This window comes from Nonomuraea angiospora (genome assembly GCF_014873145.1).
GTDB lineage: Bacteria > Actinomycetota > Actinomycetes > Streptosporangiales > Streptosporangiaceae > Nonomuraea > Nonomuraea angiospora.
On record NZ_JADBEK010000001.1, the window covers coordinates 727,216 to 752,021 of the forward strand.

Here is a 24,806-nt window from a genome sequence, read left to right on the forward strand (position 1 = left end):
GGAACCCGATGACCACCCTTTCCCCGCCGCGTCCGCCGGCGCATCCCCCGCCGCGCTACCGCAGGCCGCTGGGGCTGGCCCGGGAGAGCTGGCTGCAGTACGCCGTGCTGCTCCTGCTGGCGGTCCTGGTGCTGGCGCCGGTCGTCCCGTCGCTCTACCAGTCCTTCCTCGACCGCCCCCTGTACGAGGCGGGCGGCGTGCTCGGCGCCGGCAACTACGTGCGGCTGTTCACCGAGGCGGGATTCGGCCGCGTCGTGCTCAACACGGCGCTGTTCGCGGGGCTGACCACCGTGCTCAGCCTGCTCATCGCGGTGCCGATGGCCGTGGTCGTGGTGCGCACCAGGCTGCCCGGTGGCCGCGTGTTCGCCGCCGCCATGCAGTGGCCGTTCTTCATCTCCTCGCTCATCCTCGGCTTCGGCTGGATCACCATGTACGGCCCGGCCGGGTTCGTCAGCGTCGAGGTCCGCCGCCTGCTCGGCTTCCTGCCGTGGAACCTCTACTCCATCCCCGGCATGGCGCTGACCGAGGCCGTGGCGCTGGCCCCGATCGTCTACACCTTCTGTGCCGGCGCGCTGCGCCAGAGCGACGCCTCGCTGGAGGCCGCCGCCCAGGTGTGCGGGGCCGGGCCGCTGCGCATCCTGCGCTCGGTGATCCTGCCGCTGCTGCGCCCGCCCGTCGTCTACAGCTCGATCCTGGTGGTCAGCATGTCGGTGGAGACGCTGAGCGTGCCGCTGCTGTTCGGCCAGCCGGTGCGCATCGACGTCTTCTCCACCTTCCTGTACCGCAACGGCCTGCAGTCCATCAACCCGGACTACGGGGTGCTGGGCGCGGCCTCGGCGATCATCCTGGTGGTCACGGTCAGCCTGGTCGCGCTGCAGGCCAAGCTGCTGAAGAACGCCCAGCGGTTCGTCTCCGTCCGCGGCAAGGCGACCCGCCCGCGCCCCCTGGACCTCGGCCGGCTGAAGTGGATCAGCATGGCCGCCATCGCCTTCTACGTGGTGATGGGCGCCCTGGTGCCCATCGGCGGGCTGGTCTTCCGCTCCTTCACGCAGGTGTTCACGCCGCTGCAGTCGCCGTTCAGGACCCTCACCGGGGACAACTACGAACGGATCTTCACCTATCCGGTGTACGTGCAGTCCATCGTCAACAGCCTGCTCGTCGCGGCGATCGGCGCGGTCCTGGTCAGCGCGCTGTCGCTGCTGGCGGTCATGGTGGCCAGGCGCTCGACCTTCCGCTTCGCCCGCGCGGTGGAGTATCTGGCGCTCGCCCCGCAGGCGATGCCCGGCATCATCGTCGGCATCGGCCTGTTCTGGGCGCTGGCCTTCGCCCCGTTCGGGCTGGGGACCCTGATCCAGGGCACGCTGTGGGCGCTGATCATCGGTTTCGGGCTGCGCGCGCTGCCCAGCGGGTTCGGCTCCATCTCGCCGTCGATCATGCAGATCGGCCGCGAGCTCGACAACGCCGCCCGGGTCTCCGGCGCCGACTGGGTGCGGACGTTCACCCGCATCCTCGCGGCCCTGCTGCGGCCGGCCTTCGCCGGGGCGCTGATCCTGACGTTCGTGACGCTGCTCAAGGAGTACTCGCCCGCGGTGTTCCTGGGCTCGGCGGACTCCAACATCATCGGCACGACCATGCTCGAGCTGTGGGTGCAGGGCAACACCGGCTCCGTGGCCGCGCTGGCCAGCCTGCAGATCGCCATCACGGCGACCTTCGTCGGGCTCGCCGGACTACTTCTCAAGGGGCGTACAGATGCCTGAGGTCAAGGTCGCCAACCTGTCCAAGCGATTCGGGGACAACGCCGTCCTGCGTGACATCTCCTTCACCATCGCCGACGGCGAGTTCTTCACGCTGCTCGGCCCCAGCGGCTGCGGCAAGTCCACCACCCTGGCGTGCATCGCCGGCCTGGAGCGGCCGACCACCGGCAGCATCGCGGTCGGCCCGGCCACGTTCGTCGACGCCGGCACGTTCGTGCCGCCCGAGGGGCGCAACCTCGGGATGGTGTTCCAGTCGTACGCGCTGTGGCCGCACATGACGGTCGCCCAGAACCTGGCCATGCCGCTCAAGATCCGCAAGGTCGACCGGCGCACGCAGGACGGGCTCATCACCGAGGCGCTCGGCAAGGTGGGCCTGGCCGAGCTGAAGGACCGCTACCCGCACCAGCTGTCCGGCGGCCAGCAGCAGCGCGTCGCCCTGGCCCGCGCCCTGGTCTACTCGCCCAGCGTGCTGCTGCTGGACGAGCCGCTGTCCAACCTGGACGCGCAGCTGCGCGAGCAGGCCCGCGCCTGGCTCAAGCGGCTGCAGGAGGAGCTCGGCATCACCACCGTGTACGTCACCCACGACCAGGAGGAGGCCCTGGCCCTGAGCGACCGCATCGCGGTGATGTCCAAGGGCGACATGGTGCAGATCGGCACCCCGAAAGAGATCTACGAGACCCCCGCGACCGCCGAGGTGGCCGCGTTCGTCGGCCGCTGCAACTTCCTCACCGGCACGACGACCGGCCCGTCGCAGGTGCGGCTGGACTGCACCGGGCAGACCGTCACCGTCCCGGAGGCCGCGCCGGGCGGGCGCGTCACCGTGGCCGTCCGGCCCGAGCGGCTGGAGATCCTCCCGCCCGGCCGCGGCGCCCCCTCCGACGTGAACGTGCTCACCGCCGAGGTGCTCACCAGCTCCTACATCGGCTCCCGCTACGAGTACGGCCTGCGCCTGGGCGACCACGTCATCCAGGCCGAGACCGCCCGCCCGGGGCTGAGCGGCGAGGTCACGCTCGTCGTCGAGCCCGCCGCCTGCCTGCTCTACCCGACCACCGACGCCCTGCCCGAGGACGTCGAAGCACTCGTAAGGACGTAAATTTCGTGACTTCCTACCGTCTTGGCGTACTCGAAGGCGACGGCATCGGCCCCGAGATCGTCCCCGCGTCCGTCCTGGTCGTGGACGCCGCGCTGGCCGCCGCCGGCGCCGCCCCCGTCGAGTGGGTCGAGCTGCCGCTCGGCGCCGCCGCCATCGACACCCACGGCGACGCCGTACCGGAGACGACGCTCGCCGCCCTCGCCGAGCTGGACGCCTGGCTGCTCGGCCCGCACGACAGCGCCGCCTACCCCGAGCCGCACCGCTCCAGGCTCAACCCCAGCGGCACCATCCGCAAGCGCTTCGACCTGTTCGCCAACATCCGCCCGGCCAAGTCCTTCGACGGTGCCGACGCCGTCGTCCCCGGCACCGACCTGGTCATCGTCCGGGAGAACACGCAGGGCTTCTACGCCGACCGCAGCACCTACAGGGGCAGCGGCGAGTTCATGCCCACCCCCGACGTGGCCATCGCCATGGGCATCATCACCCGGCCCGCCGTCGAGCGGATCGCCGTCGAGGCGTTCGAGCTCGCCTCCCGCAGGCGCGGCAGGCTCACCATCGTCCACAAGGCCAACGTGCTGAAGCTGACCACCGGGATGTTTCGCGACGTCTGCCGCGAGGTCGCCGCCCGCTATCCGGACGTGGCCGTGGACGACTTCCACATCGACGCGATGACCGTGCACCTGGTGCGGCGGGCGAACGACTTCGACGTCATCGTCACCGAGAACATGTTCGGCGACATCCTGTCCGACCTGGCCGGCGAGATCGCCGGATCGCTCGGCATCGCCCCGTCCATCAACGCCTCCCACGAGCGCGCCATGGCCCAGGCCGCGCACGGCTCCGCCCCCGACATCGCCGGCCAGGACGTCGCCAACCCCATCGCGATGATCCTGTCCAGCGCCATGCTGCTCGACTGGCTCGGCGCCCGCCACCAGGACCCCGCCCTGGTCCGGGCCGCCGTCCTGATCGAGACGGCGGTCGCCGACACGGTCCGGGGCGGCACCCGTACCCGTGACATGGGCGGCACGGCGGGCACCAGAGCGTTCGCCGAGGCCGTCGCCGCCGGTGTGAAGCGATGAACCCGACGATCGCGGTCGTCAACGCCACCCCCGCCTCCATGCGGCCCGCCGCCGACGCGCTCGGCGAAGGGTTTCCCGAGGCCAGGGCCTGGCACCTCCTGGACGACCGGCTTGTCACCGAGGCCGACGCGGCCGGCGGCATGACGCCCGCGCTGACGCGCCGCATGCTCGCCCTCATCGACTACGCGGTCCGCGGGGGCGCCGACGCGGTGCTGCTGTCCTGCTCGATGTACGGGCCGACCGCCGCGCTCGCCCGGCGCTCGCACGAGGTGCCAGTGACGGGCTCGGACGAGGCCATGTTCGCCGAGGTCACCCGGCGGCGGCCCGGCACCGTGCTCGTGCTCGGCTCGCTCGCCTCCGCGGCGGCGGACTCGGCCCGGCGGCTCAAGGAGGTGGCGGGCGGCGTCGAGGTGCGCGCGATCGCGGCGCCGGGAGCCGCGGCCGCGGCCGGCGCCGGCGACTGGCCGGACCTGACCGACGCGCTCGCGCGGGCCGCCGCGCCTGGCCTCGACGGCGTCGAGCTGGTCCTGCTCGGGCAGTACTCGATCAGCCCCGTACGCGCCGAGCTGGCCGACCGGCTCGGCCTGCCGGTGCTGAGCCCGCCGCTGGCGGCGGCCCGGGCGTTGCGCGAGGCGCTGGCATGAGCCCGCTGCTGGGCTGCGTGGCCGACGACTACACCGGCGGCACCGACGTCGCCGCCGCGTTGCGCCGGTCGGGCCTGCGTACGGTGCTGATCTTCGGCGTCCCCGGGCCCGCGACCGCGCTCCCGGACAGCGACGCCGTCGTCGTCGCGCTCAAGACCCGCTCGATCCCGGCCGGGGAGGCGGTCGCCGCGTCGCTCGCCGTTCAGCGGTGGCTGGGCGAGCGAGGGGTCCGGCGCCTGTACGTCAAGTACTGCTCCACCTTCGACTCCACCGACCAGGGCAACATCGGCCCGGTCGCCGACGCGCTGACCGAGGCGGCCGGGGCCCGCCTGACCGTGGTGTGCCCGGCCGCTCCCGAGCACGGCCGCACCGTCTACCAGGGGCACCTGTTCGTCGGCGACCGGCTGCTGTCGGAGTCGTCGATGCGCCACCACCCGCTGACCCCGATGACCGACCCCGACCTGGTCCGCGTCCTGGGACGGCAGACCCCGCACCGCGTCGCGCTGGTCGCGCACGAGACCGTCCGGCGCGGAGCCGGCGCGGTGCGCGCGGCGCTCGACGCGCTGGGGGCCCAGGACGTCCGGTACGCGGTCACCGACGCCCTCGACGACCGCGACCTCGACGTCATCGCCCGCGCCACCGCGCACCTGCCCGTCGTCACGGGCGCGGCCGGGCTGGCCGGAGCCTTGGAGACCGCCCGGCACGAACAGGCCGTGCCCGCCCTCCCCACGGGACCGGGGGTCGTGCTCGCGGGCAGCTGCTCGGCCGCCACGCTGGAGCAGGTGGCCCTGGCCCGCCGGCGTATGCCCTCCTACCGGCTGCGCGCCGAGCAGGACGGGCCGGTCGAGGAGGCGCTCGGCTGGCTGAAGGCCAACCTCGCGGCGGAGGGCCGCGCCCTGGTCTACTCCTCCGCGCCCCCGGAGGAGCGCTCGCCCGGCGCGGCCGGCCCGCTGGAACGGGCGCTGGCGGCCGTCGCCGTCCGCGCCGCCGGGCTCGGCGCCCGGCGCATCGTCGTCGCCGGCGGCGAGACCTCCGGCGCCGTGGTCAACGCGCTCGGCGTGACCGGCGCGGTCGTGGGCGCCGAGGCCGACCGGGGAGTCCCCTGGCTGCTCACCACCGGCCACCCGAGCCTGGCCCTGCTGCTCAAGTCCGGCAACTTCGGCCGTCCCGACCTGCTCGTCACCGCTCTGGAAACACCATGACCGACATTTCCTCACAGATCGCCGAGCTGGGCGCGTCCCTGTACCACCGGCGGCTGACGCACGGCCGCACCGGCAACCTCAGCGCCCGCACCGGCGACGCCTTCCTCATCACCCCCACCGGCGGCTCCCTCGGCGACGTCGCACCCGATCGGCTGTCGCTGGTCAGCCTGGCGGGCGAGCACCTGGACGGGCCGCGCCCGTCGAAGGAGGCCTTCCTGCACGCCGCCTTCTACCGCGCCCGCCCGGACGCCGGCGCGGTCGTCCACCTGCACAGCACCCACTCCGTCGCCGTGTCCTGCCACGACGGCCTCGACCCGGACGACGTGCTGCCGCCGCTGACCGCCTACTACGTCATGCGCGTCGGGCGGCTGCCGCTGCTGCCCTACCACGCGCCCGGAGACCCGGCGCTGGGGCCGATCGCCGAACGGGCCGCCCGCACCGCGCACGCGCTGCTGCTGGCCAACCACGGGCCCATCGCCGCCGGCGCCGACCTCGCCTGCGCCGCGGACGTCGTCGAGGAGCTGGAGGAGACGGCGCGGCTGTGGCTGCTGCTGCGTGACCGTCCCGTCCGGCCGCTCACCCCCGACCAGATCAGGAGCCTGTCGTGATCCCCGCCGCCCAGCTGATCTCCTTCGGGATCGAGGTCCTGACCTCGTTCGGCGTCCCCGAACCGGACGCGCGGCTGGTCGCCGACAGCCTGGTCACGGCCGACGCGTGGGGGCACCCCTCGCACGGCATGCTTCGCCTGGAGTGGTACGCCGACCGCCTGCGCTCCGGCGCCATGCGCGCGGTGACCGACGTGGCCACCGTGCTCGACGGCGGCGCCGTCGCCGTCCTCGACGGCCGCGACGGCATCGGCCAGGTCGTCACCGCGTACGCGGCCCGCGACGCCGTACGCCGCGCCGGCGAGCACGGCGTGGGCGTGGTCGCGGTGCGCGACAGCAACCACTTCGGCACCGCCGCGTACTTCACCCGCATGATCGCCGCCGAGGGCTGCGTCGCCCTGCTGACCACCAACGGCAGCCCCGCCATGGCCCCGTGGGGCGGCCGGGAGAAGAGCGTGGGCGCCAACCCGTGGTCCATCGCGGTGCCCGGCGGCCGGCGCGGCCCGGTCGTGCTCGACATCGCGAACACCGTCGTCGCCCGGGGCAAGATCTACGCCGCCCTGGAACGCGGGCACGCCATCCCCGAGGGCTGGGCCCAGACGGCGGACGGCGTCCCCACCACCGACCCCGCCCTGGCCGTCGACGGGCTCATCCTGCCCATGGCCGGGCACAAGGGGTACGGCATCTCGTTCATGATGGACGTGCTGTCGGGCGTGCTGACCGGCAGCTCCTACGCCACCGACGTGGCCGGCCCCTACGTGCCCGACCGCCGCAGCGGCTGCGGCCACCTGCTGCTCGCGCTGCGCCTGGACGCCGTGGCCGACCCCGACGACTACGCGCGCCGCCTCGACGACCTCATCGACCGCACCAAGGCCGTGCCGCTCGCGCCCGGCTTCGACGAGATCTTCTATCCGGGCGAGATCGAGGACCGCAACGCCGCCGCGTCCGCCCTGGCCGGAGTGCGCCTGCCCGGCAGGACCCTGCGGGGCCTGCGCCGGCTCGCCGAGGCGTGCGCCGTCCCGCGACCCGCCTGGATGGACGCATGCTCGTCGTGATCGTCCGGCTCCAGGTGCGGCCCGGCCGCCTGGAGACCTTCCTCGACGGCATCCGGGCCAACGCCCGCGCCACCCGCGGCGAGCCCGGCTGCCTCCGCTCCTTCTGCCATCCCGTCTCGCTCCAAGGGCAGGCCACGTGACCGACTTCCTCACGGTGGGATCTCGCCGTTACCGCATCCACACCGCCGACGCGCCCGCGCGCTTGCCGTACAGCCTGCGCGTCATGCTGGAGAACCTGCTCCGGCACGCCGCACCCGCCGAGCAGGTGCGGGCACTGACCGGGTGGCGGCCGGACGCCGCCCGGACCGCCGCCGTGGACCTGCACCCCGCCCGGGTGTTCCTGCACGACACCAACGGCGTGCCCGTGCTGGCCGACCTGGCCTCCATGCGGGACGCCATGGCGGCGCTCGGCGGCGACCCCGCCTCGGTCAACCCGGCCATCCCCGCGGAGCTGGTCGTCGACCACTCCATCATCGCCGACGTCTTCGGCCGCCCCGACGCCCTGGCCCGCAACGCCGACCGCGAGTACGAGCGCAACGCCGAGCGCTACCGCTTCCTGCGCTGGGGCCAGGCGTCGCTGCGGGGCTTCACGGTGGTGCCGCCGGGCAAGGGCATCATGCACCAGATCAACGTGGAACACCTCGCCCGGGTGGTCATGACCCGCGGCGAGGAGGCGTACCCGGACCTGTGCCTGGGCACCGACTCGCACACCACCATGGTCAACGGGCTCGGCACGCTCGGCTGGGGCATCGGCGGCATCGAGGCCGAGGCGGCCATGCTGGGCCAGTCGGTGTCCATCCTCGTGCCCGACGTGGTGGGCGTGCGGCTGCACGGCGAGCTGCCCGTCGCCGCCACCGCGACCGACCTCGTGCTGACCCTCACCGAGCTGCTGCGCGACCACGGGGTGGTCGGCAAGATCGTCGAGTTCCACGGGCCGGGGGTCACCGCGCTGCCGGTGACCGACCGGGTGACGATCTCCAACATGAGCCCGGAGTTCGGCTCCACGGCCGCGCTGTTCCCCGTCGACGCCGAGACGATCCGCTACCTGCGCTTCACCGGCCGCGCCGGCGACCACGCCGACCTGGTCGAGGCGTACGCCAGGGCGCAGGGCCTGTGGCACGAGCCGGACGCGCCGCCCGCGTACACCGCCGACCTGGACCTCGACCTGGCCACCGTCGTCCCGTCCGTCGCCGGCCCGCGCCGCCCCCAGGACCGCATTCCCCTGGAGGGGGTGAAGGACGCCTTCCGCGCGCAGGAGCGGCCCCCCGTCGCGGCGGAGCGGGAGATCACGCACGGGACCGTCGCCATCGCCGCCATCACCTCCTGCACCAACACCTCCAATCCGTCGGTCATGGTCGCCGCGGGGCTGCTCGCCAAGAAGGCCGTCGAGCGCGGGCTGAGCGCCAAGCCGTGGGTGAAGACCACCCTGTCGCCCGGCTCGCGCGTCGTCATGGACTACTACGGCGAAGCGGGCCTGACCCCCTACCTGGAACGGCTCGGCTTCACGCTGGCCGGGTTCGGCTGCATGACCTGCATCGGGGCCTCCGGCCCGCTCGTCGAGGAGGTGTCGAAGGCCGTGGCCGAGCACGACCTCGACGTGGCCGCGGTCCTGTCGGGCAACCGCAACTTCGAGGGCCGCATCCAGCCCGAGGTGCGCTCCAACTACCTCGCCTCGCCGCCGCTCGTCGTCGCCTACGCCATCGCCGGCACCATGGACCTCGACCTCACCACCGAGCCTCTCGGCACCGATCCCGGCGGCGAACCCGTCTACCTGCGTGACCTGTGGCCCGCCCCGGAGGAGGTGCGCGCGGTCATCGAGCGGGTGATCAGGCCGGAGATGTTCGCCCGCGCCTACGCCGACGTCCTCGACGGCGACGAACGCTGGCAGCGCCTGGACGTCTCCAGCTCCGCCACCTACCCCTGGGACCCCGCCTCCACGTACGTGCGCCGCGCCCCCTACCTCGACGGCATGTCGCCCGAGCCGCCGCCCGTCACCGACCTCACCGGCGCCCGCGTCCTGGTCAAGCTGGGCGACTTCATCACGACCGACCACATCTCACCGGCCGGGGCCATCCTCCCGTCCAGCCCCGCCGGGCGCTACCTGGCCGGTCTCGGCGTGCCACGCCACCAGCTCAACACCTACGCCTCCCGCCGCGGCAACCACGAGGTCATGATGCGCGGCGCCTTCGCCAACGTGCGCCTGCGCAACCAGCTCGCCCCCGGCACCGAAGGCGGCCTCACCGCCGGCTTCCTGGACGGCGGCGCGATCACCACCGTGTACGAGGCCGCCCGCGCCTACCAGGAGGCCGCCGTACCGGTCGTGGTGCTGGCCGGGGAGGGTTACGGCGCGGGCTCCTCCCGCGACTGGGCCGCCAAGGGCCCCGCGCTGCTCGGCGTGCGGGCCGTCATCGCCAAGTCGTTCGAACGCATCCACCGCTCCAACCTGGTCGGCATGGGCGTCCTGCCGCTGCAGTTCCTGCCCGGTCAGGGCCCGGACGAGCTCGGCCTCACCGGCCGCGAGGTCATCGGCGTCACCGGCCTCACCGCGCTCGACGGGCCGCGGCTCCCGCCCACCCTGACCGTCACCGCCGGCGACGTCACGTTCCAGGCCCGCCTCCGCCTCGACACGCCGCGCGAGGCCGACTACTACCGGCACGGCGGAATCATGCCGTATGTCCTGCGCGGCCTGCTGGCAGCTGCGCGCCGATCCCGTTGAGCACCCGATCCAGCCCATGCCGGAAACGCTCGGCGGGGGAGAGGTGCGCGGTCCCGGATTCCTGGAGGGACCGGCTGAACAGGGGATAGGCGCCCGACTCGACGATCTGCCGCACGTACGGCCCGATGTAGTAGCGCTTCCAGCGCTCCGGGTCCAGGCCGGTGCGGCGGGCCTCCTCCAGCCAGCCGATCTCGCGGCGGATCGCGCTGTGGACGTAGTCGTCGACCATGCTGACGAAGCCGGTCATCTCGTCAATGCCGAGGCCGAGCCCGTCGAGTGCGCCCAGGGCGAACTCGTGCACCCGCAGCAGCTGCGGGCCCAGGGTCGGCCGGCCGCCGAGCAGCGGGGTCAGCCAGGGATGGCGCAGGCCGGCGGCCCGGGTCTCGCAGGCGACCAGGCTGAGGTCGTGGCGCCAGTCGCCGGACGGCTCGGCGGGCAGATCGAGCTCGCCCATCGCCAGGTCGATCATGAGGTCGAACAGGTCATCGCGTTTCGGCACGTAGCGGTAGAGCGACATGGCGCCGGTGCCCAGCTCGCCCCCGATGCGGCGCATGGTCGCGGCCTCCACCCCCTCGGCGTCGGCGATCCGGACGGCCGCCCGGGTGATCTGCTCGCGGCTGTAGCCGGGCCGCCGCCCGGGCCCCGAACGCTCCAGGCGCTCGGGCCGCATCCAGATGCTGATGAGTTCCTCGTCGGACATGGCCTCTCCCTGACTTGCGTACACAGTACTCGAATAGCTAGGGTCCGATTTCGAGTACGAGGTACGCAAAATGAGGGGATCAGCAATGACCTTGACGGGTAAGACGGCGCTCGTGACCGGCGCCAGCAGGGGGATCGGCCGGGCCGTCGCCACCCGGCTGGCCCGCGAGGGCGCCCGGGTCGCCGTCCACTACGGCAGCAACGAGGCGGCCGCCAAGGAGACGGTCGCGGCCATCGAAGCGGCCGGCGGGCAGGCGTTCGCCGTACGGGCCGAGCTGGGCGTGCCGGGGGACGCCGAAGCGCTGTGGGCCGGCTTCGACGCCCACGCCGACGGCCTGGACATCCTGGTCAACAACGCGGGCATCCTCGGCGACCAGGGCGAGATCGACGGCGTGACCAGGGAGGGCTTCGAGCGGCTGTTCGCGGTCAACACGACCGCGCCGTTCTTCATCACCCGGCTCGCCCTGCCGCGGCTGCGGGACGGCGGCCGGATCATCACCATCGGCACGATGCTGACCCGGGGCGCGGCCATGCCGCGGGCGATCGGCTACGCCATGTCCAAGGCCGCGCTCGACGTGCTGACCACCGCGCTGGCCAAGCAGCTCGGGCCGCGCGGCATCACGGTCAACACCGTGGCGCCCGGCGTCATCGACACCGACATGCACGAGGGACGCCTGGTCGGCGAGGCCCTGGCCTGGCTGTCGTCGCAGTCACCGCTGGGCCGGCTGGGCACGCCGCAGGACGTCGCCGACACGGTGGCCTTCCTGGCCGGCGACGACAGCCGTTATATGACCGGACACCGCCTGGACGTCTCGGGCGGGACGACCATGTGACCCGCGGCGATGGGTTTCGTGCCGGCGGCCTGCCTGCCCGCATGACCGCCATGCCGCTCCCCGCCCGGAGGGGCCCGATGACCGGCCGGCTGCCCGCCGAAGTCACCAATCCCGGCGCGTCGCCTGAGCGCTTGCCGCCCGCGGGCGGCGCGTGTTTGACTCGTCCGGGTGTCCGCCAGATCATCGGCCGCGCGGCTGCCTCATGAGCCCGGCGTCTACCGGTTCCGGGACCGGCGCGGTCAGATCCTCTATCTGGGGCGCGCCACCGACCTCCGCAGCCGGGTGCGGTCGTACTGGGGTGACCTGCGCGATCGCCTGCACCTGACGGAGATGGTCGCCCGGATCGCCCGGGTCGAGGCGGTGGCGTGCGACTCGGTGCACGAGGCCGCATGGCTCGAACGCAACCTCCTGGAAGCCGGCCTGCCCCCCTGGAACCGCACGCAGGGCGTGGAGACGTCGATCTACATCGTGGTCGACCCGCGTCCGCGCACCGCCGGGGTGCGGACGAGCCACGTCGCGCGGTTCGACGGGGTCGCCGGCTTCGGCCCCTACCTCGGCGGAGGGCGAGCACGGCAGGCGATCTCGGGGCTGCTCCGGGCGTTCCCGCTGTCGTACACGCGTGAGCGGCTCACCGGCGCCGAACGCGACATCGCGGCCAGGCGCGGCCTCGGCCCGCAGTCCAGGGAACGGCTGGCCGCGGCCGTCATCGCCGCGCTCGACGGGACGGGCGCCGAGGCCGTGCGGGAAGAGCTGACCGCGGCGCGCGATCGTGCGGCGGCCGCGCTCAACTTCGAACTCGCCGCCCGGATCCAGGATGAGCTGGCCGCGTTCGCCTGGGTGACGAGCGTGCAGCGCGTCACCGTCGAAGGCGGCGGTGACCAGGACCTGTGCGGGTGGGCGGACGGCCTCGCCGTCACGTTCGCCATCCGCGGCGGGCGCCTGGTCGGGTGGGACCAGCGCGCGTGCGGCCGGCCGGCCGCCGCCCGGGGGAGCGCCGGCGCGCCGCCTGAATGGGCCGAGTTCGCCCGGCGCAACGCCGAGCTGGCGGCGGCGCTCATCCGCGGCTGACCGAGTCCGGGCCGGACCGCGACCAGGCCTTCGCCCCGCTTGACCCGATCGCACCAGGCCAGACTCTCGACGTTCCGCCCCGATGGTCCCGGATCACAACAGTCAGCCATAAAATCTACAATGTAAAGGCGCGGTCCTGGTCAAATGATGCCGCTTCCGAAACCAGCGCCCGCCGGTTACAGGTCGGCGACGAAGTCCAGCGCGGCGGCCCAGGCGCGCTCGGCGGCCTGCGCGTTGTAGTCGGGCAGGTCAGGGTCGGTGAACAGGTGGCCGGCGCCCGGATAGCGGAAGACCTCCACGTCGGCCCGCGCCCGGCGCATCCGGATGTACCAGGCGTTCAACCAGTCGGCGGGCTCGTAGGTGTCGGGATCGGCCACGTGAAGCTGGACCGGCAGGTCGTCGGCCGAGACGCCATCGGCCATGTCGGAGGTGCCGTGCATCAGCAGCAGCCCTCGAGACCGCTCGTCACCCAGGGCGAGGTTCTGCGCGATCGCCGCGCCGAGTGAGAAGCCCGCGTACACCAGGCCGTCGGCGGACAGCGGCGCGGCCGCGGTCACGGCCCGCTTCAGCAGCTCATCGCGTCCGATCTCCTCCTTGATCGCGGTCCCCTCCTCGGGCGTGTCGACGACCCGGCCGTCGTACAGATCGGGAACGTGCACCTCGTGGCCGGCCGTCCGGAATCGGTCAGCGGCCTGGTGGACGGCGGGCCGCAGGCCGTACATCGAGTGCAAGAGGAGAATTCGCGCCATGCGCGCAGCTTAGCCACCGCTCGGGGTCGTGCCGGCGCGCCGGGAGCCGATCGTCGAAGCCCACGGCATCCCGCTCGCGGCAATCACCACCGGCGGCGACCGCAACGACGTCACCCAACCGATCCCGCTGATCCAGGCCGCCCCACCGATCCGCGGTAAGCGCGGCCGGCCACTGCGCCGCCCCGAGCACCTGTACGCCGACCGCGGCCATGACCACGAGGTCTACCGGGACAAGGTCCGCCGGTTCCAGATCACCCCGCACCTCGCCCGGCGTGGCACCGGTCACGGCTCCGGCCGGGGCGTGTACCGCCGGGTCGGGGGAGGAGCGATCGCGCTGCTGCACTGGTTCCGCCGCCTGCGTATCCGCTGGGAGATCCCCGACGACATCCACCACGCGTTCGTCACCCTTGGCTGCGCCGTCATCTGCCGGCGACGACCGCGCACCGCATGCCTCACATCCGGGATCTCAGCACATCGACCTCACAGCCCGGCGCGAAGGGGTCGAAGCCGTGCTCGATCAGCCAGCGAACCGCCAGCAGGCTTCGCAACGACCACCACGCGTGGATCACGTCGAGGTCGATGTCGGTGCCATAGCCGGCGATGACGTCGTCGAGGTGCTCCTCGTGTCCGAGCGTGAAGGTGGCGAGGTCGTACAGGGCATCACCCTGGCCCGCCTCGGACCAGTCGATGATGCCGGTGACCTCGTCGCCGTCGACGAAGACGTGCGCGATCTGCAGGTCGCCGTGTGTGAACGCCGGAGTCCACGGCCGGAGCGCGGCCTCGGCGACCTGGCGGTTGCGGGTGACCAGGTCAGCGGGCAGGACACCGTTCGTCACGAGCGACTCGCACTCGTCGTCGAGTTCCGCCGCCAGCGCGACGATGCTCCGGCCGGCCCGGCGCGGCAGGCGCGGCAGGGGCGCTTCGTGCAGCTTCCGGATGGCGGCGCCCGCCGCGGCCCACGCCGCCGGTGACCCGGTCGACGGCCCGCCGAGGCGCCCAAGCGTCGTCCCCGGGAGCGCGGCGATCGCGAGCACGGGCGGCTTGCGCCACAGGACCTCCGGGGTCGGGACCGGCGCGAGGGACATCGCCTCGACCTCGACGTCGATGCGCGCCTGATCGGCGTCCACCTTCAAGAACACGTCACCGACGCGCAGAGTCGCGCGCTCGGAATGGGCGACGACGACTTTGACCTCATCCATGGGCGACCAGTATCCCGGGGATGATCGCCGATGTCGTCAGGTTTATCGCGTGCGATTACGCGGCTGACCGCGTCCCGCTGTTCGGCGGCCTCGTGCCCGGCACCGACCTCTGGCCAGGTCAAGCCCACCACTTGTGTCAGGAGTCCTGAAGCCCACGGTAACGCGCGATCCGTGGAAGTCTGCGGCGGACTTCCTGATCATCGTCGTAGTCCCACTGCTCCCCGCGGGGACCTTCCGTGACTCCCGGAATCAACGGAAACCCATCACCGACGGTGCGTGCCCGGAGAGCCTCGTGAAGGTCCTCCACGTCCCGGCCGATTTTTTATAGACGTGGTACGGCACGTATGCCAGCCCCTCGAACTCCGGATCCTCGTCGTCTGTCCAAGCCCTTGGCTGGAGCGACCGCGCGGACCCGCTGTAATGTGACGCCTCCTTCTCGAGGAGTCGAAGCACCTCTGGCACCTCGATCAGCCCGACGGTGCAGCCGCGGCTCTGAGCGATCTTCAATGCGGCGTAGTAGTCGAGGACTGAGGGCCGAGATGCGGCGAGTGCTCAGGCCCGGCGGCCGGCTGATCGCGTCGGTGCAGCACCCTTTCGTGGACTACCTGATTCAGGATCCGCGGCCCAACTATTTGGCGACCACCAGCTGTACCGACGAAGGGACGTTCAACGGAGAGTCCTTCCCGATGACCTTCTGGCGCAGGCCGTTGCACGCGATGACCGATGCCTTCACCACCGCCGGCTTCCGCCTCGCCGTCATCGGCGAGCCGCAGCCCGACCCGGCCGCCCGTGAGCTGTTCCCCGACGACTTCGATGACTGCGTGAACAAACTCAGTTTCCTGTGCTTCGTCGTCGAGGCACCGCCGTCAATTGCCGGCTAGCTGTGCCATCTCATGACCTGGGTTCCTCGCTGTCAGGCTTGGCGGGCGTAGGAGGCGAGGCGTTGGGCGAGCGCGGTGACGAGGTTGCGCAGTTCATCGGGGCGCTCGATGACGAACGGACGGTCGAGTGAGGCGAGTACCGGAGGCAACCAGTCGAGCCGCTCCACCCGCAACTCGACGCGCAGCCAGCGCTCGGTCGCCCGGTCCTCGCCCGCCACGGGCGCGTACTCCTCCAGGCTCGCGACGCTGGCGGGAAGGCGGGCGCGGATCTGATCGACCGTCCCGTAAATCCGCAAGGTCACTTCATGCCGGTACTCGGCCGTGGCGAACGCCGACAACACACGCTGTGCCGGACCGGGACCCGCGGGCGCTTCGAATGAGCCGGGCAGGGGCCTCGCGTCTGCGATGCGATCGAGCCTGAAGGTTCGGTCCTCGCCGATCTGGGCGTCCTTGCCCGTGACGTACCATCGGCCGGAATGGGCGACGATCCCGTACGCGTGCAGCGTGCGTTCGCTGCGCCGCCCGTCGCGGTCGGTGTAGCGGATCGAGACCGGTCGGCGGTGGCGCACCGCATCGGCGATGGTGAGCAGGACCTCGGCGTCCGGGGTGTCGAACTCGCCGGGCTGATCCGTGAAGGCGAGAGCTTCCAGGAGTGTGTCGAGCCGGCGGGCGATGTGCTTGGGCAGCACCCGCCGGATCTTCGCCGATGCCGTCTCGCTTGCCGTGTGCTCCGTCGTCGTCAACCCTGCTCGGCGGCCGGCGACCAGGCCGAGCAGCACGGCCAGCGCCTCGTCGTCGCTGAGCATGAGCGGAGGCAAGCGGTACCCGGGGGCGAGCCGGTACCCGCCGTAGCGGCCGCGCACCGATTCCACGGGCACGTCCAGGTCGATCAGCTGGTCCACGTACCGCCGCACGGTGCGCCCTTCGACGCCGAGCCGGTCGGCGAGTTCGGCCACCGTCCGGGTGCCGCCCGACTGCAGCAGCTCCAGGAGTGTCAGCACGCGGGCGGTCGGTCGAGGCATGTTCGCAGCCTAACGCGAATACCGGACCGATTCTGTCCACTATTTCTCCTAGTCTGCGACGTGCACGCCTCCAGCACAGCCAAGGAGATTCCCATGAACTTCGTCTCGATCCGCATCATCACCAGCGACGTAGCGCGCCTCGTCGAGTTCTACGAGCGAGCCACAGGGGCGCGGGCGACGTGGGCCACCGAGGACTTCGCCGAACTCAAGACCTCGGGCGCCACCCTCGCGATCGCCGGCACCCGCACCGTCCCGCTGTTCGCCCCGGGCTCTGCCCGCCCGGCGGACAACCACAGCGTGATCATCGAGTTCCTCGTCGACGACGTGGACCGCGTTCACCAGAACCTGACCGGCTTCGTCACCGGCTTCGTCACCGAGCCCACCACGATGCCCTGGGGTAACCGGTCGCTGCTGTTCCGCGACCCCGACGGCAACCTCGTCAACTTCTTCACCCCCGTCACCCCGGCAGCCATCGAAAAGTTCGCACGTTGACGCCACGCACAGCCGCTCACGCGGGAGCGCTGAGATCCTCGGGCTCCCGATGAACGCGTCCGCCAAGTCCAGGAGCGTCAACAGCAAGGGGCACCGGAACGCACCGCTGACCCCGGAGGGACGTCTGCGGTTGTGCCTGCGGATCGACGCCGGCCGGCCGGGGAGCCGGTGCCTGGAGCAGGCCGGTACGGAGCCCGTACGGCGGTCTATCTGCGGCTTTTAAACGATCTGTTTAAAACAGTAAGTTGACAATAGATCGAGTGCTGCGGCATCGTGAGCCCATGCCTACAGATGCCGATCAGCACCTCGATCCCTTCACTCCTCCGCATCCCGAGCAGGCACGCGCGCAACGCGTGCACGCGTCCCTGTTCCGGATCGCCGAGCGGCACGCGGTCACTGATGAGCAGCGCGGCCGGCAGACGCATGCGTCGGCCATCGGTCCGCACGAAGCCGTCAGGCTCGTGGCGTTCCTGCTCAGCGGAGCCGCACGGCTCGATGACGGGGAGCCGGAGGTCGATCACGCCGACATCACCGCGGCGTTGAGTCTCCTCCCGCTGGTGCGCGGGGAGCTGGACGCGCTGGAGGCGGGCCTGCTGGAGATGGCGCGGGGGCGCGGCATGACCTGGCAGGAGATCGCGTTCGGGCTCGGGCTCGGCACCGCGCAGGCCGCCAGGCAACGCCACGAACGCCTCGCGGACCGTGTCGAAGGACTGGAGTAGCGCGGGCCTCCAGCCTCGTCATTCCTACTCGCCGGGGCCGAGGGCGGCCGGATTCGGGCCCGCGGAATGGGGCGAGCAGGTCCATCCGGTCGAGTGCGGGGCCACTGAGGAGGGTCTCGGCCTCATCGGCAAGACGGTCGCGCGGCACGAGGCGGTGCGCCGGGCGGTCCTGCCGCGGATGGCCGGGTCGCTCATGCGCGGCCAGGTCGCCGCCGCTCTGGTCGATGCGGCGCAGCGGGCACGGCGGTGCCGGTAGGGAGCCTTGTCGCGGCGCGTAGCGTCGACGCGCGGGTCAAGCCGGGCCGGTGGCCGCGCTGGGTTCGGGAAGGTCGCCGGCGTCGGTGGCTGTATCGCCGGCGGGTCCGCGGACAGGACGGCACGCGGCGCGGTCGTCTCGAGGGTCATCGTCGTTGCGAGGGCGAGGGCGAGGGTCCTGGATGGGCCCTCATACGGCCGGATCCGACCGGCGGGCGACGTACAGGATCCGGTCGTGGTCGTCCTCGTCAGCCGGGTCCCGTGCCGGCGACGTCCCCACCAGCCCATGGGCGGCCACGACGCGCAGCCCGGCCTGCTCGGCCACCTCCCGCACCGTCCGCTCCGAGTGGTGCCGTTGCACGTGGCGCATCGACAGCCGCTCCCACCCCACGCCGTTCCGCTCGAACAGGTCGAACTGCGTGATCACGACCGCGTTGGCCTCGATCCGCGGGGACTCCGCGAACCAGGCCACGTACCGGTCGCCCCGGTCGGCGACCGTGGGGACGCCGAACATGCGGCGGTAGTAGCCGATGGTGTTCAGGTCGAAGACCAGCACCCCGTCCTCGGTGAGCTGGTGGCGCGCGGCCGTCAGCGCCTGTCGCAGCTGGTCGGTGTCGGTCAGGTACGTCATCGGCACGTCCACGCACGCGACCACGTCGAAGCCGGTCAATCCGGGCGGGGGCTCCTGCAGCCGTCCCACCAGGAACCGGATCTCCTCGGCCCCGGGCCGGCGGCGGGCCGTCGCGACCATCGCGGGGGACAGGTCGTAGCCGGTCACCTCGAACCCGTGCTTGCGCAAGGCCACGCTGCTGCGGCCGGTTCCGCAGCCGGCGTCCAGGAGCCGCCGCCCGCCCGATCCGTACCGATCGACCGCCTCCACGAAGCGGGCCACCAGGCTGGAGGTGTCCATCCGCGCGTTCAGCTCGTCGTAGCGGACCGCGATGCCCTCGTAGGCGGCCAGGGTCTCGTCCACGTGCGCCATGCGTGCCTCCTGGGTGCGGGTGCCCCGCCGCGTCGGGAGCCGGGCCGTGCCGGGTCCAACCGGCCCGGCACGGCCGACGGAGATGGACTACCAGACGAACCATGCCTGCCGGTTGACCCGGCGGCCGGTGACCCGGCGCAGCAACTTCCTCATGGAGCTCACCTCCTTTCCTGACGACTCCTGACGAGTCCTGACGACTCCTGACGACCGAGGGCGGTCAGGTCCGATGCGGGGTCCGGCGCAGCTGGAACGGGGGAGGGGTGATGATGCCCGCGACGTGGGGCCGCCCGCGACCGCCGCGTACCTCCAGACGGGCCCCGTCCGTCACGGCGGAGAGCAGGTCGCAGGCCAGGTTGCGGGCGACGACGGCGCCGGCGCAGGTGAACGGGCCGCCGCCGAAGGGCAGCCAGGGCCCGCGGGGACCGGGGCCGTCCCATCTCCCGGGCCGGAAGCGGGTGGGCTGCGGCCAGTGGCGCTCGTCGCGGTGCAGGAGATAGGCGCAGACCGACACGCTTTCTCCCGGTTCCAGCCGCACCCCGCCGACCTGGTGCGCGCGGAGTACGGGGCGGCCCATCAGCCACGCCACCGGCCACAGCCGCAGCGACTCCCGTACGGCAGACTCCGCGGGCACGGCCGCCAGGTCGACGCCGTCGGTCGCGGCCGCCAGCAGCGCCCAGGCGACCACGTGGCCCACGGGCGCCACGGAGGTCCGGAACAGCAGCAGGTACACCTGGGCGAGCTGGGCGGCGGGCGTGCCGGGCGGGGCGGCCTCGAGTATGGCGTCCAGCAGGTCGCCGGGCCGGTCGGGCCGCGGACCGGCCCGCCGGGCGAGCACCTCGCCGGCGAGCGCCCGCACCACGCGCGCCCACAGCGCCCGCCGCAGCACGCTCGCCAGCCGGCCGCCGGGCCGGATCAGGACGTCGTTCCGCACCACCTGCGCCATCAGCTCCCGCAGGGGCGGCGGGCTGTCCGGCCGCAGCAGCGCCCCGGCCAGGAACCGGTACGCGGCGGCGCGCCCGGCCGAGGGCCACTCGCTGACCTCCCCGAGTTCCGCCACCACGGCGGGCAGCCGCTCGCGATGCGCGGCCAGATGGGCGCGTAAGGTCGCGCGGGCCGCCCGCCCGATCGCTACCTGCGTCTCCCGCGGCTCCAGCCGGCCGCCGCGGACGTGGAAGAAGTCGGACACGTCGTCGTAGTGGCCCTCCTCGTCGTGCAGCACCCGCAGGGCCTGCGCCGGGTCGGCCACGCACAGCGACCCGTCGTCGGGCAGCCGGAACACCGGGCCCCGCTCCCGGGCCGCGTGCTCGACGAACCCCAGCGGGTCCCGGCGGTACCACCGCGCCGCCCCGCCCGGCCACGGCCGCGTCCCGCCCGGAGCGGCCCGATCCGGTCCTCCGACCGCCGTCATTCCCACCTGCCCCATGCATCCGAGAGATCGGGTGTACGCGCACGCCCGCGGCAAGGACGACACCAAATCAGGAATAGTGCCGGTTGATAAGTGAACGGTGAGGAGTATCGCCACCGAATTTACAGAATTGGTGGAATCTCGGCAATGAACGCGTTGCGTGGTAATGGCATCGCCGACCGTGTGCGCCGCGCCTGACCGGGGCTTATTCGCGGCCAAAAGGAAGACGGCGCTATATCTCCGAGAAAGTGCGAAGGCGAAATGGCATTTACCGCCGCGCACGGAGACCGCGACGCCGCGCCGGGATCGCGGCGTCGCGGTCAGCCCTCCGGGTGGCCCGCTACGAGCCGACCGCCCAGGCGCGGGTGATCGTCTGGACGACGCCCGCCCCCGACCGGTCGCCGGCCGTAGCGCGGAGCGAGATGTGGCCCGCGCGCGGGTTGGTCACCAGCGCGGTCCATCCGCCGCCGGTACGCACGACGGGCACCGCCCGCCACGTCACGCCGTCGTCGGTGGAGGCCTCCAGCGCGAGGTCGCGCACGGCCGGCTCCGGCGCGTCCGGAGCGCGCTCGACCCGGATCGGCACCCTGGTGACCGAGCCCGGACGCGCCCGGTTGGCCGCGTCGAGCCCGGCGGGCGCGAAGCGGACCGCCATCAGCGGCAGCCCCTGCGTCTTGTCCGTGTGCTGCGAGCGGAACGACCACACCGACTCCACCGCGGTGGACAGCGCTCCGGGCCGCTTGGCGGTGGCCGTCAGCGTGTAGGCCGCGGGCTCGGGCGGCAGCATCGCGACGAGCGTGCAGCCCTCTTCGAACGTGCACTCCGCGACCGGCGCCCGGGTCACGACCGCGCCCTCACGGGCCAGCACCAGCTCGCCGGTGGCGGCCCTGTCCATGCCGGTGCGCCCCGCCCCGGCGTCGGCGAACAGCCGCGCCGCGCTGAAGAAGAGCTCGTCCCCGGTACGGCCGCCGGCCGACGTGGCGAACGACGGGCCGGCCACCGCGGCGTTCCACACCTCCCGGGCAGCCTGCGGCGCGACCTCGGAGGCGATCTCCCAGGTGCCGCTCCTGACGAGGGACGTCCACCGCAGGCCGGGAGTGCGGTGATGGGTGAGGGTGCCGGGCAGCGGCACGCTGACGGGCACGATCGCCAGCGCCCAGGCGCCCGCGGCGGCCTGCACGCCCACGAGGACCTCCGCGTCCTGCGCCGTCCCCGTCGCCCGGTACGTGGCGGTGGTCCGGATCAGGTCCTTGACCCGACCGGCGAGGCCGGGGTCCTCGGGCAGGCCGCCTTCGCGGCGGTCGACGAGGTCGTAGCGGTGGCCCGGCCGGGACCAGACGCTCCTGCTCATGTACGACAGGCCCGCCTGCCGGAAGGGAAGGACCTGGTAGCGCGTGCCGGGCGACTCGAAGGGCACGAGGGCGATGGACCAGGCGCCGTTGGACAGCCGCTGCTCCAGGGTGTCCGCCCGCACGGCCGCGGGATCGTCGAGCGTGAAGCGGATCTCCTTGCCTTCGCGGGCGTCCAGGGTGAGCTGGACGTCATGGCCGGCCACGCTCACCGGGCGGTGCGCGAGGGTGTCCAGACCGGGCTCGCCCAAGTTCACGAAGAGGTTCCACTCGCCCTTGGTCAGGCGCATCGTCACGTCGCCCTTGACGTCGATCCAGCGCTCCTCGCCGGTCGCCAGGTTGTAGATCACGCCGAAGCCGCTCGTGGGTGCCCCGTCGGAGCCCACGGCCTTGACGGACACGTCGTAGGACTCGGGCTCGACCCAGGCGTTCGCGAGCGTGCGCACGCTCTGTCCGCCGGCCGTGGCCGTGACGACGCCGGGGTAGTCGCCCGGCGCCTTGCCCGTGGCGTCGAGGGTCAGCGTGAGCTGGGCCTGCCCCCGCGCGGGCACCTCGAGCCTGTCCACCGGCAGCTTCAGCACCTCACCCTCGGCCTTGAGGTCCAGCGTGATCGGGGTGTCGGCGGTGTTGTGGTACGTGACCGTTCTGGTGGTGGCCCGGTCGCCGGGGGAGCCCCACAGGTGGGCGGCGGAGACGCTGACGGGCTCGGCCACGAGCGTGCGCTCGGTGGCGGCGACCAGGTCGACGCGCCCGCCGCCCTGGTCGAAGATGCCGGCGCCGGCTTTGGCCGATTCGACCAGCGCCGCCTTGATCCGCTCGCCGTTCCAGTCGGGATGTCGCTGGGCGATGATGGCGGCGGCCCCCGCGACGTGCGGCGCCGCCATCGAGGTCCCCTTGTGCGCGATGTGGCCCCCGCCGAGCTGGGCGGCCACGATGTCGGTTCCGGGCGCGGAGATGTCCGGTTTGACCGCGTGGTCGAACGAGCGCGGGCCCCGGCTGGAGAACTCGGCCGTCCGGTCGTCGCGGTCCACCGCCCCCACGGTGAGCGCCGCGTCCGCGCTGCCCGGCGAGTTCACGGTGCCGGGCTCGCCGTCGTTGCCCGCGGCGACCACGAAGAGCGTGCCCTTGGTGGCCGACAGCGTGTTCACGGCCAGTTCGAGCGGGTCGAGACCGGGAGTGTCCTGGCCGCCGAGGCTCATGTTGACGACCTTGGCCCCGGCCTCGCCGGCGGCCCACTCCATCCCGGCGAGGATCGCCGAGTATGGGGCTCCGAACTGGTTGCCGACCTTGCCGACGGCAAGAGTGGCCCCGGGGGCCACGCCGCGGTACTTCTGCCCGGCCCCGGCGACGATCGAGGCCACATGGGTGCCGTGGCCGTAGTCGTCGCCGTCGGGGTCGTCGGTGAAGTTCTTGGACTTGGTCACCACGTCCTTGAGATCGGGGTGGGTGGCGTCGTAGCCGGTGTCCAGCACGGCCACCGTGACGCCTTTGCCGGTCAGCCCCTTCTCCCACACCTGGGGAGCGCCGATCTGCTTGACGCTCCGGTCGAGGGCGAAGGGGACCAGGGCGTCGAGCCAGATCTTGCCCGGCCGGGCGCGGGCCGAGGTGAGCTGCCGCCACGTCTGGACGGCGGTGTCCTTGCGGATGCCGCCCGCGGTCAGGCCGAGGTCGGCGAAGCCGCGGGCCTGCCTGGCCCCCGCGGGCAGGCCCGACTGGGTGATGATCGGGATGTCGGGGCGGTCGGCGTCGCCGTACCGGGAGGAGAGCAGCCCGGTCACGTCGAAGAGCCGCTCGTCGAGGACACCGCGCGCGATGAGCGGGGCGGCGTCGGAGGGGATGACGATGAGGTGGCCGTCACGTTCGCGGATCGTGAAGCGCACACGCCTGCCCTGCGCGGGCTCGACGCGATGGCCTGAGGCGCTCACCACGACCCTGTCCCCGGTCAGCAGCGTCACCGTTCCCGCGGCCCGGGGCGGAGCTGCGCCGGGAGCCGGGGGAGGCGCTCCGGGGAGCGGGGGAGCGCCTAAGAGCGCCAGTGAGAGCAGAACCTTGATCATAAGCACGCCTTTCTGCTGGGTGAGGCGGGCCGCCCGGGGTGCTGTGCGAGCGGCCCGCCCTTACCGTCCGGTCAGACGACCTTCCGGTAGATCCGGGACGTGATCGCCTGGGCCGCGCCCTCCCTGCCGAACTCCTGGTAGACCCGCGACGTGATCTCCACGGCCTTGGGCGAGTAGGCGGGGTAGAAGGCCTTGCCGCACTCCAGGTCCTTCAGCGCCGCCTTGATCTCCTTGTCCAGGTACGGCTTGGCCTGCGCCGGCTTCAGGTTCGGCCGGAAGATGACGGTCTTGCCCTTCGGGGCCTTGGGCAGTTCGCCCTTCCAGGCCTTCCTGGCGACCTCCGAGGCCTGCCGCACGATCTTCGTGTGGCTCAGACCGTCCAGCGCGGTCGGCCGGGTCTCGCCGACCCCCAGGCACGCTCCGAACTGCTTGCCCAGCCGCACGAGCTCCTTGTCCTGGTCGAGGACGCTCAGCGACTTGTCCACCGCCGCCTCGAGCCGGTCGTAGTAGTCCTCCTGGGAGGTGACGGTCTTGCCCAGCACCTCCTTGACCGCCTGGGAGAAGCAGGCGTCGTCGGCCGCGCGCCACTTCTTCAGCTCTGCGGCCGAGAGCGACATCAGCGTCTTGTTGTTCGGGTTGTCCGGCGACGTGGGGTTGACCACCTCGTCCTTGGGATAGACGTTCGGGGACCAGACGCCGAAGCCGTACTTGGCCCGGTACGTCCGCAGCGCCTCAAGATCGCCCGAGAGCCGTTCCCGCTCCCCGGGCTGCCACTGGCGCTGGGGCGCCGGCGCGGCCACGTAGGTGAGGCCCTGCTCCGTCATGCAGGCGACGCGCTTGTCCTCCAGCTGCCGCTGCTTGTCGTACGCGGCGTCGTCCGCCGGCGATGCGGCCAGAGCGCCGAACGAGCCGGCGAGCAGGGTGGCCGCGACGGCCTTGGCGATGAACATG

The 24,806-nt window shown here is 72.5% G+C and carries 24 protein-coding genes; 15 read left to right on the plus strand and 9 right to left on the minus strand.

All coding sequences use genetic code 11. The annotated features are described in order from the left end of the window. Positions 1-8: 8 nt before the first annotated feature. The 9 genes from H4W80_RS03220 to acnA are packed head-to-tail and all read left to right on the plus strand — an operon-like array spanning position 9 to position 10,145. Positions 9-1,757 carry an ABC transporter permease gene (locus H4W80_RS03220; RefSeq protein WP_192783684.1) on the plus strand — a complete coding sequence of 583 codons (1,749 nt, stop codon included), beginning with the start codon at positions 9-11 and terminating at the stop codon, positions 1,755-1,757. Beyond that, complete coding sequence (locus tag H4W80_RS03225) at positions 1,750-2,847, plus strand: ABC transporter ATP-binding protein (protein ID WP_192783685.1); 1,098 nt, start codon at positions 1,750-1,752, stop codon at positions 2,845-2,847. The genes H4W80_RS03220 and H4W80_RS03225 overlap by 8 nt, the downstream gene beginning before the upstream one ends. 5 nt (positions 2,848-2,852) lie before the next feature. Further along, positions 2,853-3,923 (plus strand): isocitrate/isopropylmalate dehydrogenase family protein, encoded by a 1,071-nt coding sequence (locus tag H4W80_RS03230; protein ID WP_192783686.1) that lies wholly within the window; start codon positions 2,853-2,855, stop codon positions 3,921-3,923. After that, positions 3,920-4,567: an aspartate/glutamate racemase family protein gene (locus H4W80_RS03235; RefSeq protein WP_192783687.1), complete on the plus strand. Its 648-nt coding sequence runs from the start codon at positions 3,920-3,922 to the stop codon at positions 4,565-4,567. Before H4W80_RS03230 ends, H4W80_RS03235 begins: the two co-directional genes overlap by 4 nt. Continuing rightward, the gene (gene otnK / locus H4W80_RS03240) at positions 4,564-5,769 is read left to right on the plus strand and encodes a 3-oxo-tetronate kinase (protein WP_192783688.1); all 1,206 of its coding nucleotides are present in this window, start codon (positions 4,564-4,566) and stop codon (positions 5,767-5,769) included. The genes H4W80_RS03235 and otnK overlap by 4 nt, the downstream gene beginning before the upstream one ends. Then, entirely contained in the window at positions 5,766-6,377 is a 612-nt protein-coding gene (gene otnC, locus H4W80_RS03245; RefSeq protein ID WP_192783689.1) for a 3-oxo-tetronate 4-phosphate decarboxylase, read from the plus strand. The genes otnK and otnC overlap by 4 nt, the downstream gene beginning before the upstream one ends. Next, the gene (locus H4W80_RS03250; protein WP_192783690.1) at positions 6,374-7,429 is read left to right on the plus strand and encodes an Ldh family oxidoreductase; all 1,056 of its coding nucleotides are present in this window, start codon (positions 6,374-6,376) and stop codon (positions 7,427-7,429) included. Before otnC ends, H4W80_RS03250 begins: the two co-directional genes overlap by 4 nt. After that, positions 7,417-7,569 (plus strand): putative quinol monooxygenase, encoded by a 153-nt coding sequence (locus tag H4W80_RS03255; RefSeq protein ID WP_192783691.1) that lies wholly within the window; start codon positions 7,417-7,419, stop codon positions 7,567-7,569. Before H4W80_RS03250 ends, H4W80_RS03255 begins: the two co-directional genes overlap by 13 nt. After that, on the plus strand, positions 7,566-10,145 hold the full coding sequence (gene acnA, locus H4W80_RS03260; RefSeq protein WP_378525993.1) for an aconitate hydratase AcnA: 2,580 nt from the start codon (positions 7,566-7,568) through the stop codon (positions 10,143-10,145). Before H4W80_RS03255 ends, acnA begins: the two co-directional genes overlap by 4 nt. Here acnA and H4W80_RS03265 read toward each other — a convergent pair. Further along, positions 10,093-10,845, minus strand: a complete 753-nt coding sequence (locus tag H4W80_RS03265; RefSeq protein WP_192783692.1) for a TetR/AcrR family transcriptional regulator — start codon at positions 10,843-10,845, stop codon at positions 10,093-10,095. The two genes, acnA and H4W80_RS03265, sit on opposite strands and share 53 nt — an antisense overlap. Positions 10,846-10,930: 85 nt before the next feature. Here H4W80_RS03265 and H4W80_RS03270 point away from each other — a divergent pair, with 85 nt between their 5' ends. Together H4W80_RS03270 and H4W80_RS03275 are read left to right on the plus strand one after the other, a co-directional pair. After that, on the plus strand, positions 10,931-11,677 hold the full coding sequence (locus H4W80_RS03270) for an SDR family oxidoreductase (protein ID WP_225963214.1): 747 nt from the start codon (positions 10,931-10,933) through the stop codon (positions 11,675-11,677). Positions 11,678-11,845: 168 nt separating this feature from the next. Continuing rightward, positions 11,846-12,745: a UvrB/UvrC motif-containing protein gene (locus H4W80_RS03275; RefSeq protein WP_192783694.1), complete on the plus strand. Its 900-nt coding sequence runs from the start codon at positions 11,846-11,848 to the stop codon at positions 12,743-12,745. Positions 12,746-12,921: 176 nt separating this feature from the next. Here H4W80_RS03275 and H4W80_RS03280 read toward each other — a convergent pair whose 3' ends face one another. The 3 genes from H4W80_RS03280 to H4W80_RS03290 form a co-directional block, all read right to left on the minus strand. Then, complete coding sequence (locus H4W80_RS03280; RefSeq protein ID WP_192783695.1) at positions 12,922-13,494, minus strand: dienelactone hydrolase family protein; 573 nt, start codon at positions 13,492-13,494, stop codon at positions 12,922-12,924. Positions 13,495-13,946: 452 nt separating this feature from the next. Next, on the minus strand, positions 13,947-14,693 hold the full coding sequence (locus H4W80_RS03285) for a phosphotransferase family protein (protein WP_192783696.1): 747 nt from the start codon (positions 14,691-14,693) through the stop codon (positions 13,947-13,949). A 249-nt stretch (positions 14,694-14,942) separates the two neighbouring features. Further along, positions 14,943-15,200 (minus strand): hypothetical protein, encoded by a 258-nt coding sequence (locus H4W80_RS03290; protein WP_192783697.1) that lies wholly within the window; start codon positions 15,198-15,200, stop codon positions 14,943-14,945. Positions 15,201-15,232: 32 nt separating this feature from the next. Here H4W80_RS03290 and H4W80_RS03295 point away from each other — a divergent pair, with 32 nt between their 5' ends. Further along, positions 15,233-15,574 carry a hypothetical protein gene (locus H4W80_RS03295; RefSeq protein ID WP_225963215.1) on the plus strand — a complete coding sequence of 114 codons (342 nt, stop codon included), beginning with the start codon at positions 15,233-15,235 and terminating at the stop codon, positions 15,572-15,574. A 32-nt stretch (positions 15,575-15,606) separates the two neighbouring features. Here H4W80_RS03295 and H4W80_RS03300 read toward each other — a convergent pair whose 3' ends face one another. After that, positions 15,607-16,596: a helix-turn-helix transcriptional regulator gene (locus H4W80_RS03300; protein ID WP_192783698.1), complete on the minus strand. Its 990-nt coding sequence runs from the start codon at positions 16,594-16,596 to the stop codon at positions 15,607-15,609. Positions 16,597-16,689: 93 nt separating this feature from the next. Here H4W80_RS03300 and H4W80_RS03305 point away from each other — a divergent pair, with 93 nt between their 5' ends. The 3 genes from H4W80_RS03305 (at position 16,690) to H4W80_RS03315 (ending at position 18,063) form a co-directional block, all read left to right on the plus strand. Continuing rightward, entirely contained in the window at positions 16,690-17,088 is a 399-nt protein-coding gene (locus tag H4W80_RS03305; RefSeq protein ID WP_192783699.1) for a VOC family protein, read from the plus strand. Positions 17,089-17,369: 281 nt separating this feature from the next. Then, on the plus strand, positions 17,370-17,807 hold the full coding sequence (locus H4W80_RS03310) for a DNA-binding protein (protein WP_192783700.1): 438 nt from the start codon (positions 17,370-17,372) through the stop codon (positions 17,805-17,807). Further along, a complete protein-coding gene (locus H4W80_RS03315) occupies positions 17,788-18,063 on the plus strand; it encodes a hypothetical protein (RefSeq protein WP_192783701.1) in 276 nt (91 codons plus the stop codon). Before H4W80_RS03310 ends, H4W80_RS03315 begins: the two co-directional genes overlap by 20 nt. Before the next feature lie 189 nt (positions 18,064-18,252). Here the strand turns inward: H4W80_RS03315 and H4W80_RS03320 are convergent, their stop codons facing one another. The 4 genes from H4W80_RS03320 to H4W80_RS03335 form a co-directional block, all read right to left on the minus strand. Next, positions 18,253-19,044, minus strand: a complete 792-nt coding sequence (locus H4W80_RS03320) for a class I SAM-dependent DNA methyltransferase (RefSeq protein ID WP_192783702.1) — start codon at positions 19,042-19,044, stop codon at positions 18,253-18,255. A gap of 217 nt (positions 19,045-19,261) precedes the next feature. Further along, a complete protein-coding gene (locus tag H4W80_RS62400; protein WP_192783703.1) occupies positions 19,262-20,452 on the minus strand; it encodes a cytochrome P450 in 1,191 nt (396 codons plus the stop codon). Positions 20,453-20,789: 337 nt separating this feature from the next. Beyond that, a complete protein-coding gene (locus tag H4W80_RS03330) occupies positions 20,790-23,753 on the minus strand; it encodes a S8 family serine peptidase (RefSeq protein WP_192783704.1) in 2,964 nt (987 codons plus the stop codon). A gap of 173 nt (positions 23,754-23,926) precedes the next feature. Further along, positions 23,927-24,805: a hypothetical protein gene (locus H4W80_RS03335; protein WP_192783705.1), complete on the minus strand. Its 879-nt coding sequence runs from the start codon at positions 24,803-24,805 to the stop codon at positions 23,927-23,929. Position 24,806: the final 1 nt, after the last annotated feature.

What these genes read in the sequence shown, in the direction of transcription:
- H4W80_RS03220 (WP_192783684.1), top strand. Translation starts at nt 9, where the DNA reads ATGACCACCCTTTCCCCGCCGCGTCCGCCGGCGCATCCCCCGCCGCGC.
- H4W80_RS03225 (WP_192783685.1), top strand. Translation starts at nt 1,750, where the DNA reads ATGCCTGAGGTCAAGGTCGCCAACCTGTCCAAGCGATTCGGGGACAAC.
- H4W80_RS03235 (WP_192783687.1), top strand. Translation starts at nt 3,920, where the DNA reads ATGAACCCGACGATCGCGGTCGTCAACGCCACCCCCGCCTCCATGCGG.
- otnK (WP_192783688.1), top strand. Translation starts at nt 4,564, where the DNA reads ATGAGCCCGCTGCTGGGCTGCGTGGCCGACGACTACACCGGCGGCACC.
- otnC (WP_192783689.1), top strand. Translation starts at nt 5,766, where the DNA reads ATGACCGACATTTCCTCACAGATCGCCGAGCTGGGCGCGTCCCTGTAC.
- H4W80_RS03255 (WP_192783691.1), top strand. Translation starts at nt 7,417, where the DNA reads ATGCTCGTCGTGATCGTCCGGCTCCAGGTGCGGCCCGGCCGCCTGGAG.
- H4W80_RS03265 (WP_192783692.1), bottom strand. Translation starts at nt 10,845, where the DNA reads ATGTCCGACGAGGAACTCATCAGCATCTGGATGCGGCCCGAGCGCCTG.
- H4W80_RS03270 (WP_225963214.1), top strand. Translation starts at nt 10,931, where the DNA reads ATGACCTTGACGGGTAAGACGGCGCTCGTGACCGGCGCCAGCAGGGGG.
- H4W80_RS03280 (WP_192783695.1), bottom strand. Translation starts at nt 13,494, where the DNA reads ATGGCGCGAATTCTCCTCTTGCACTCGATGTACGGCCTGCGGCCCGCC.
- H4W80_RS03285 (WP_192783696.1), bottom strand. Translation starts at nt 14,693, where the DNA reads ATGGATGAGGTCAAAGTCGTCGTCGCCCATTCCGAGCGCGCGACTCTG.
- H4W80_RS03295 (WP_225963215.1), top strand. Translation starts at nt 15,233, where the DNA reads ATGCGGCGAGTGCTCAGGCCCGGCGGCCGGCTGATCGCGTCGGTGCAG.
- H4W80_RS03300 (WP_192783698.1), bottom strand. Translation starts at nt 16,596, where the DNA reads ATGCCTCGACCGACCGCCCGCGTGCTGACACTCCTGGAGCTGCTGCAG.
- H4W80_RS03305 (WP_192783699.1), top strand. Translation starts at nt 16,690, where the DNA reads ATGAACTTCGTCTCGATCCGCATCATCACCAGCGACGTAGCGCGCCTC.
- H4W80_RS03310 (WP_192783700.1), top strand. Translation starts at nt 17,370, where the DNA reads ATGCCTACAGATGCCGATCAGCACCTCGATCCCTTCACTCCTCCGCAT.
- H4W80_RS03320 (WP_192783702.1), bottom strand. Translation starts at nt 19,044, where the DNA reads ATGGCGCACGTGGACGAGACCCTGGCCGCCTACGAGGGCATCGCGGTC.
- H4W80_RS62400 (WP_192783703.1), bottom strand. Translation starts at nt 20,452, where the DNA reads ATGACGGCGGTCGGAGGACCGGATCGGGCCGCTCCGGGCGGGACGCGG.
- H4W80_RS03335 (WP_192783705.1), bottom strand. Translation starts at nt 24,805, where the DNA reads ATGTTCATCGCCAAGGCCGTCGCGGCCACCCTGCTCGCCGGCTCGTTC.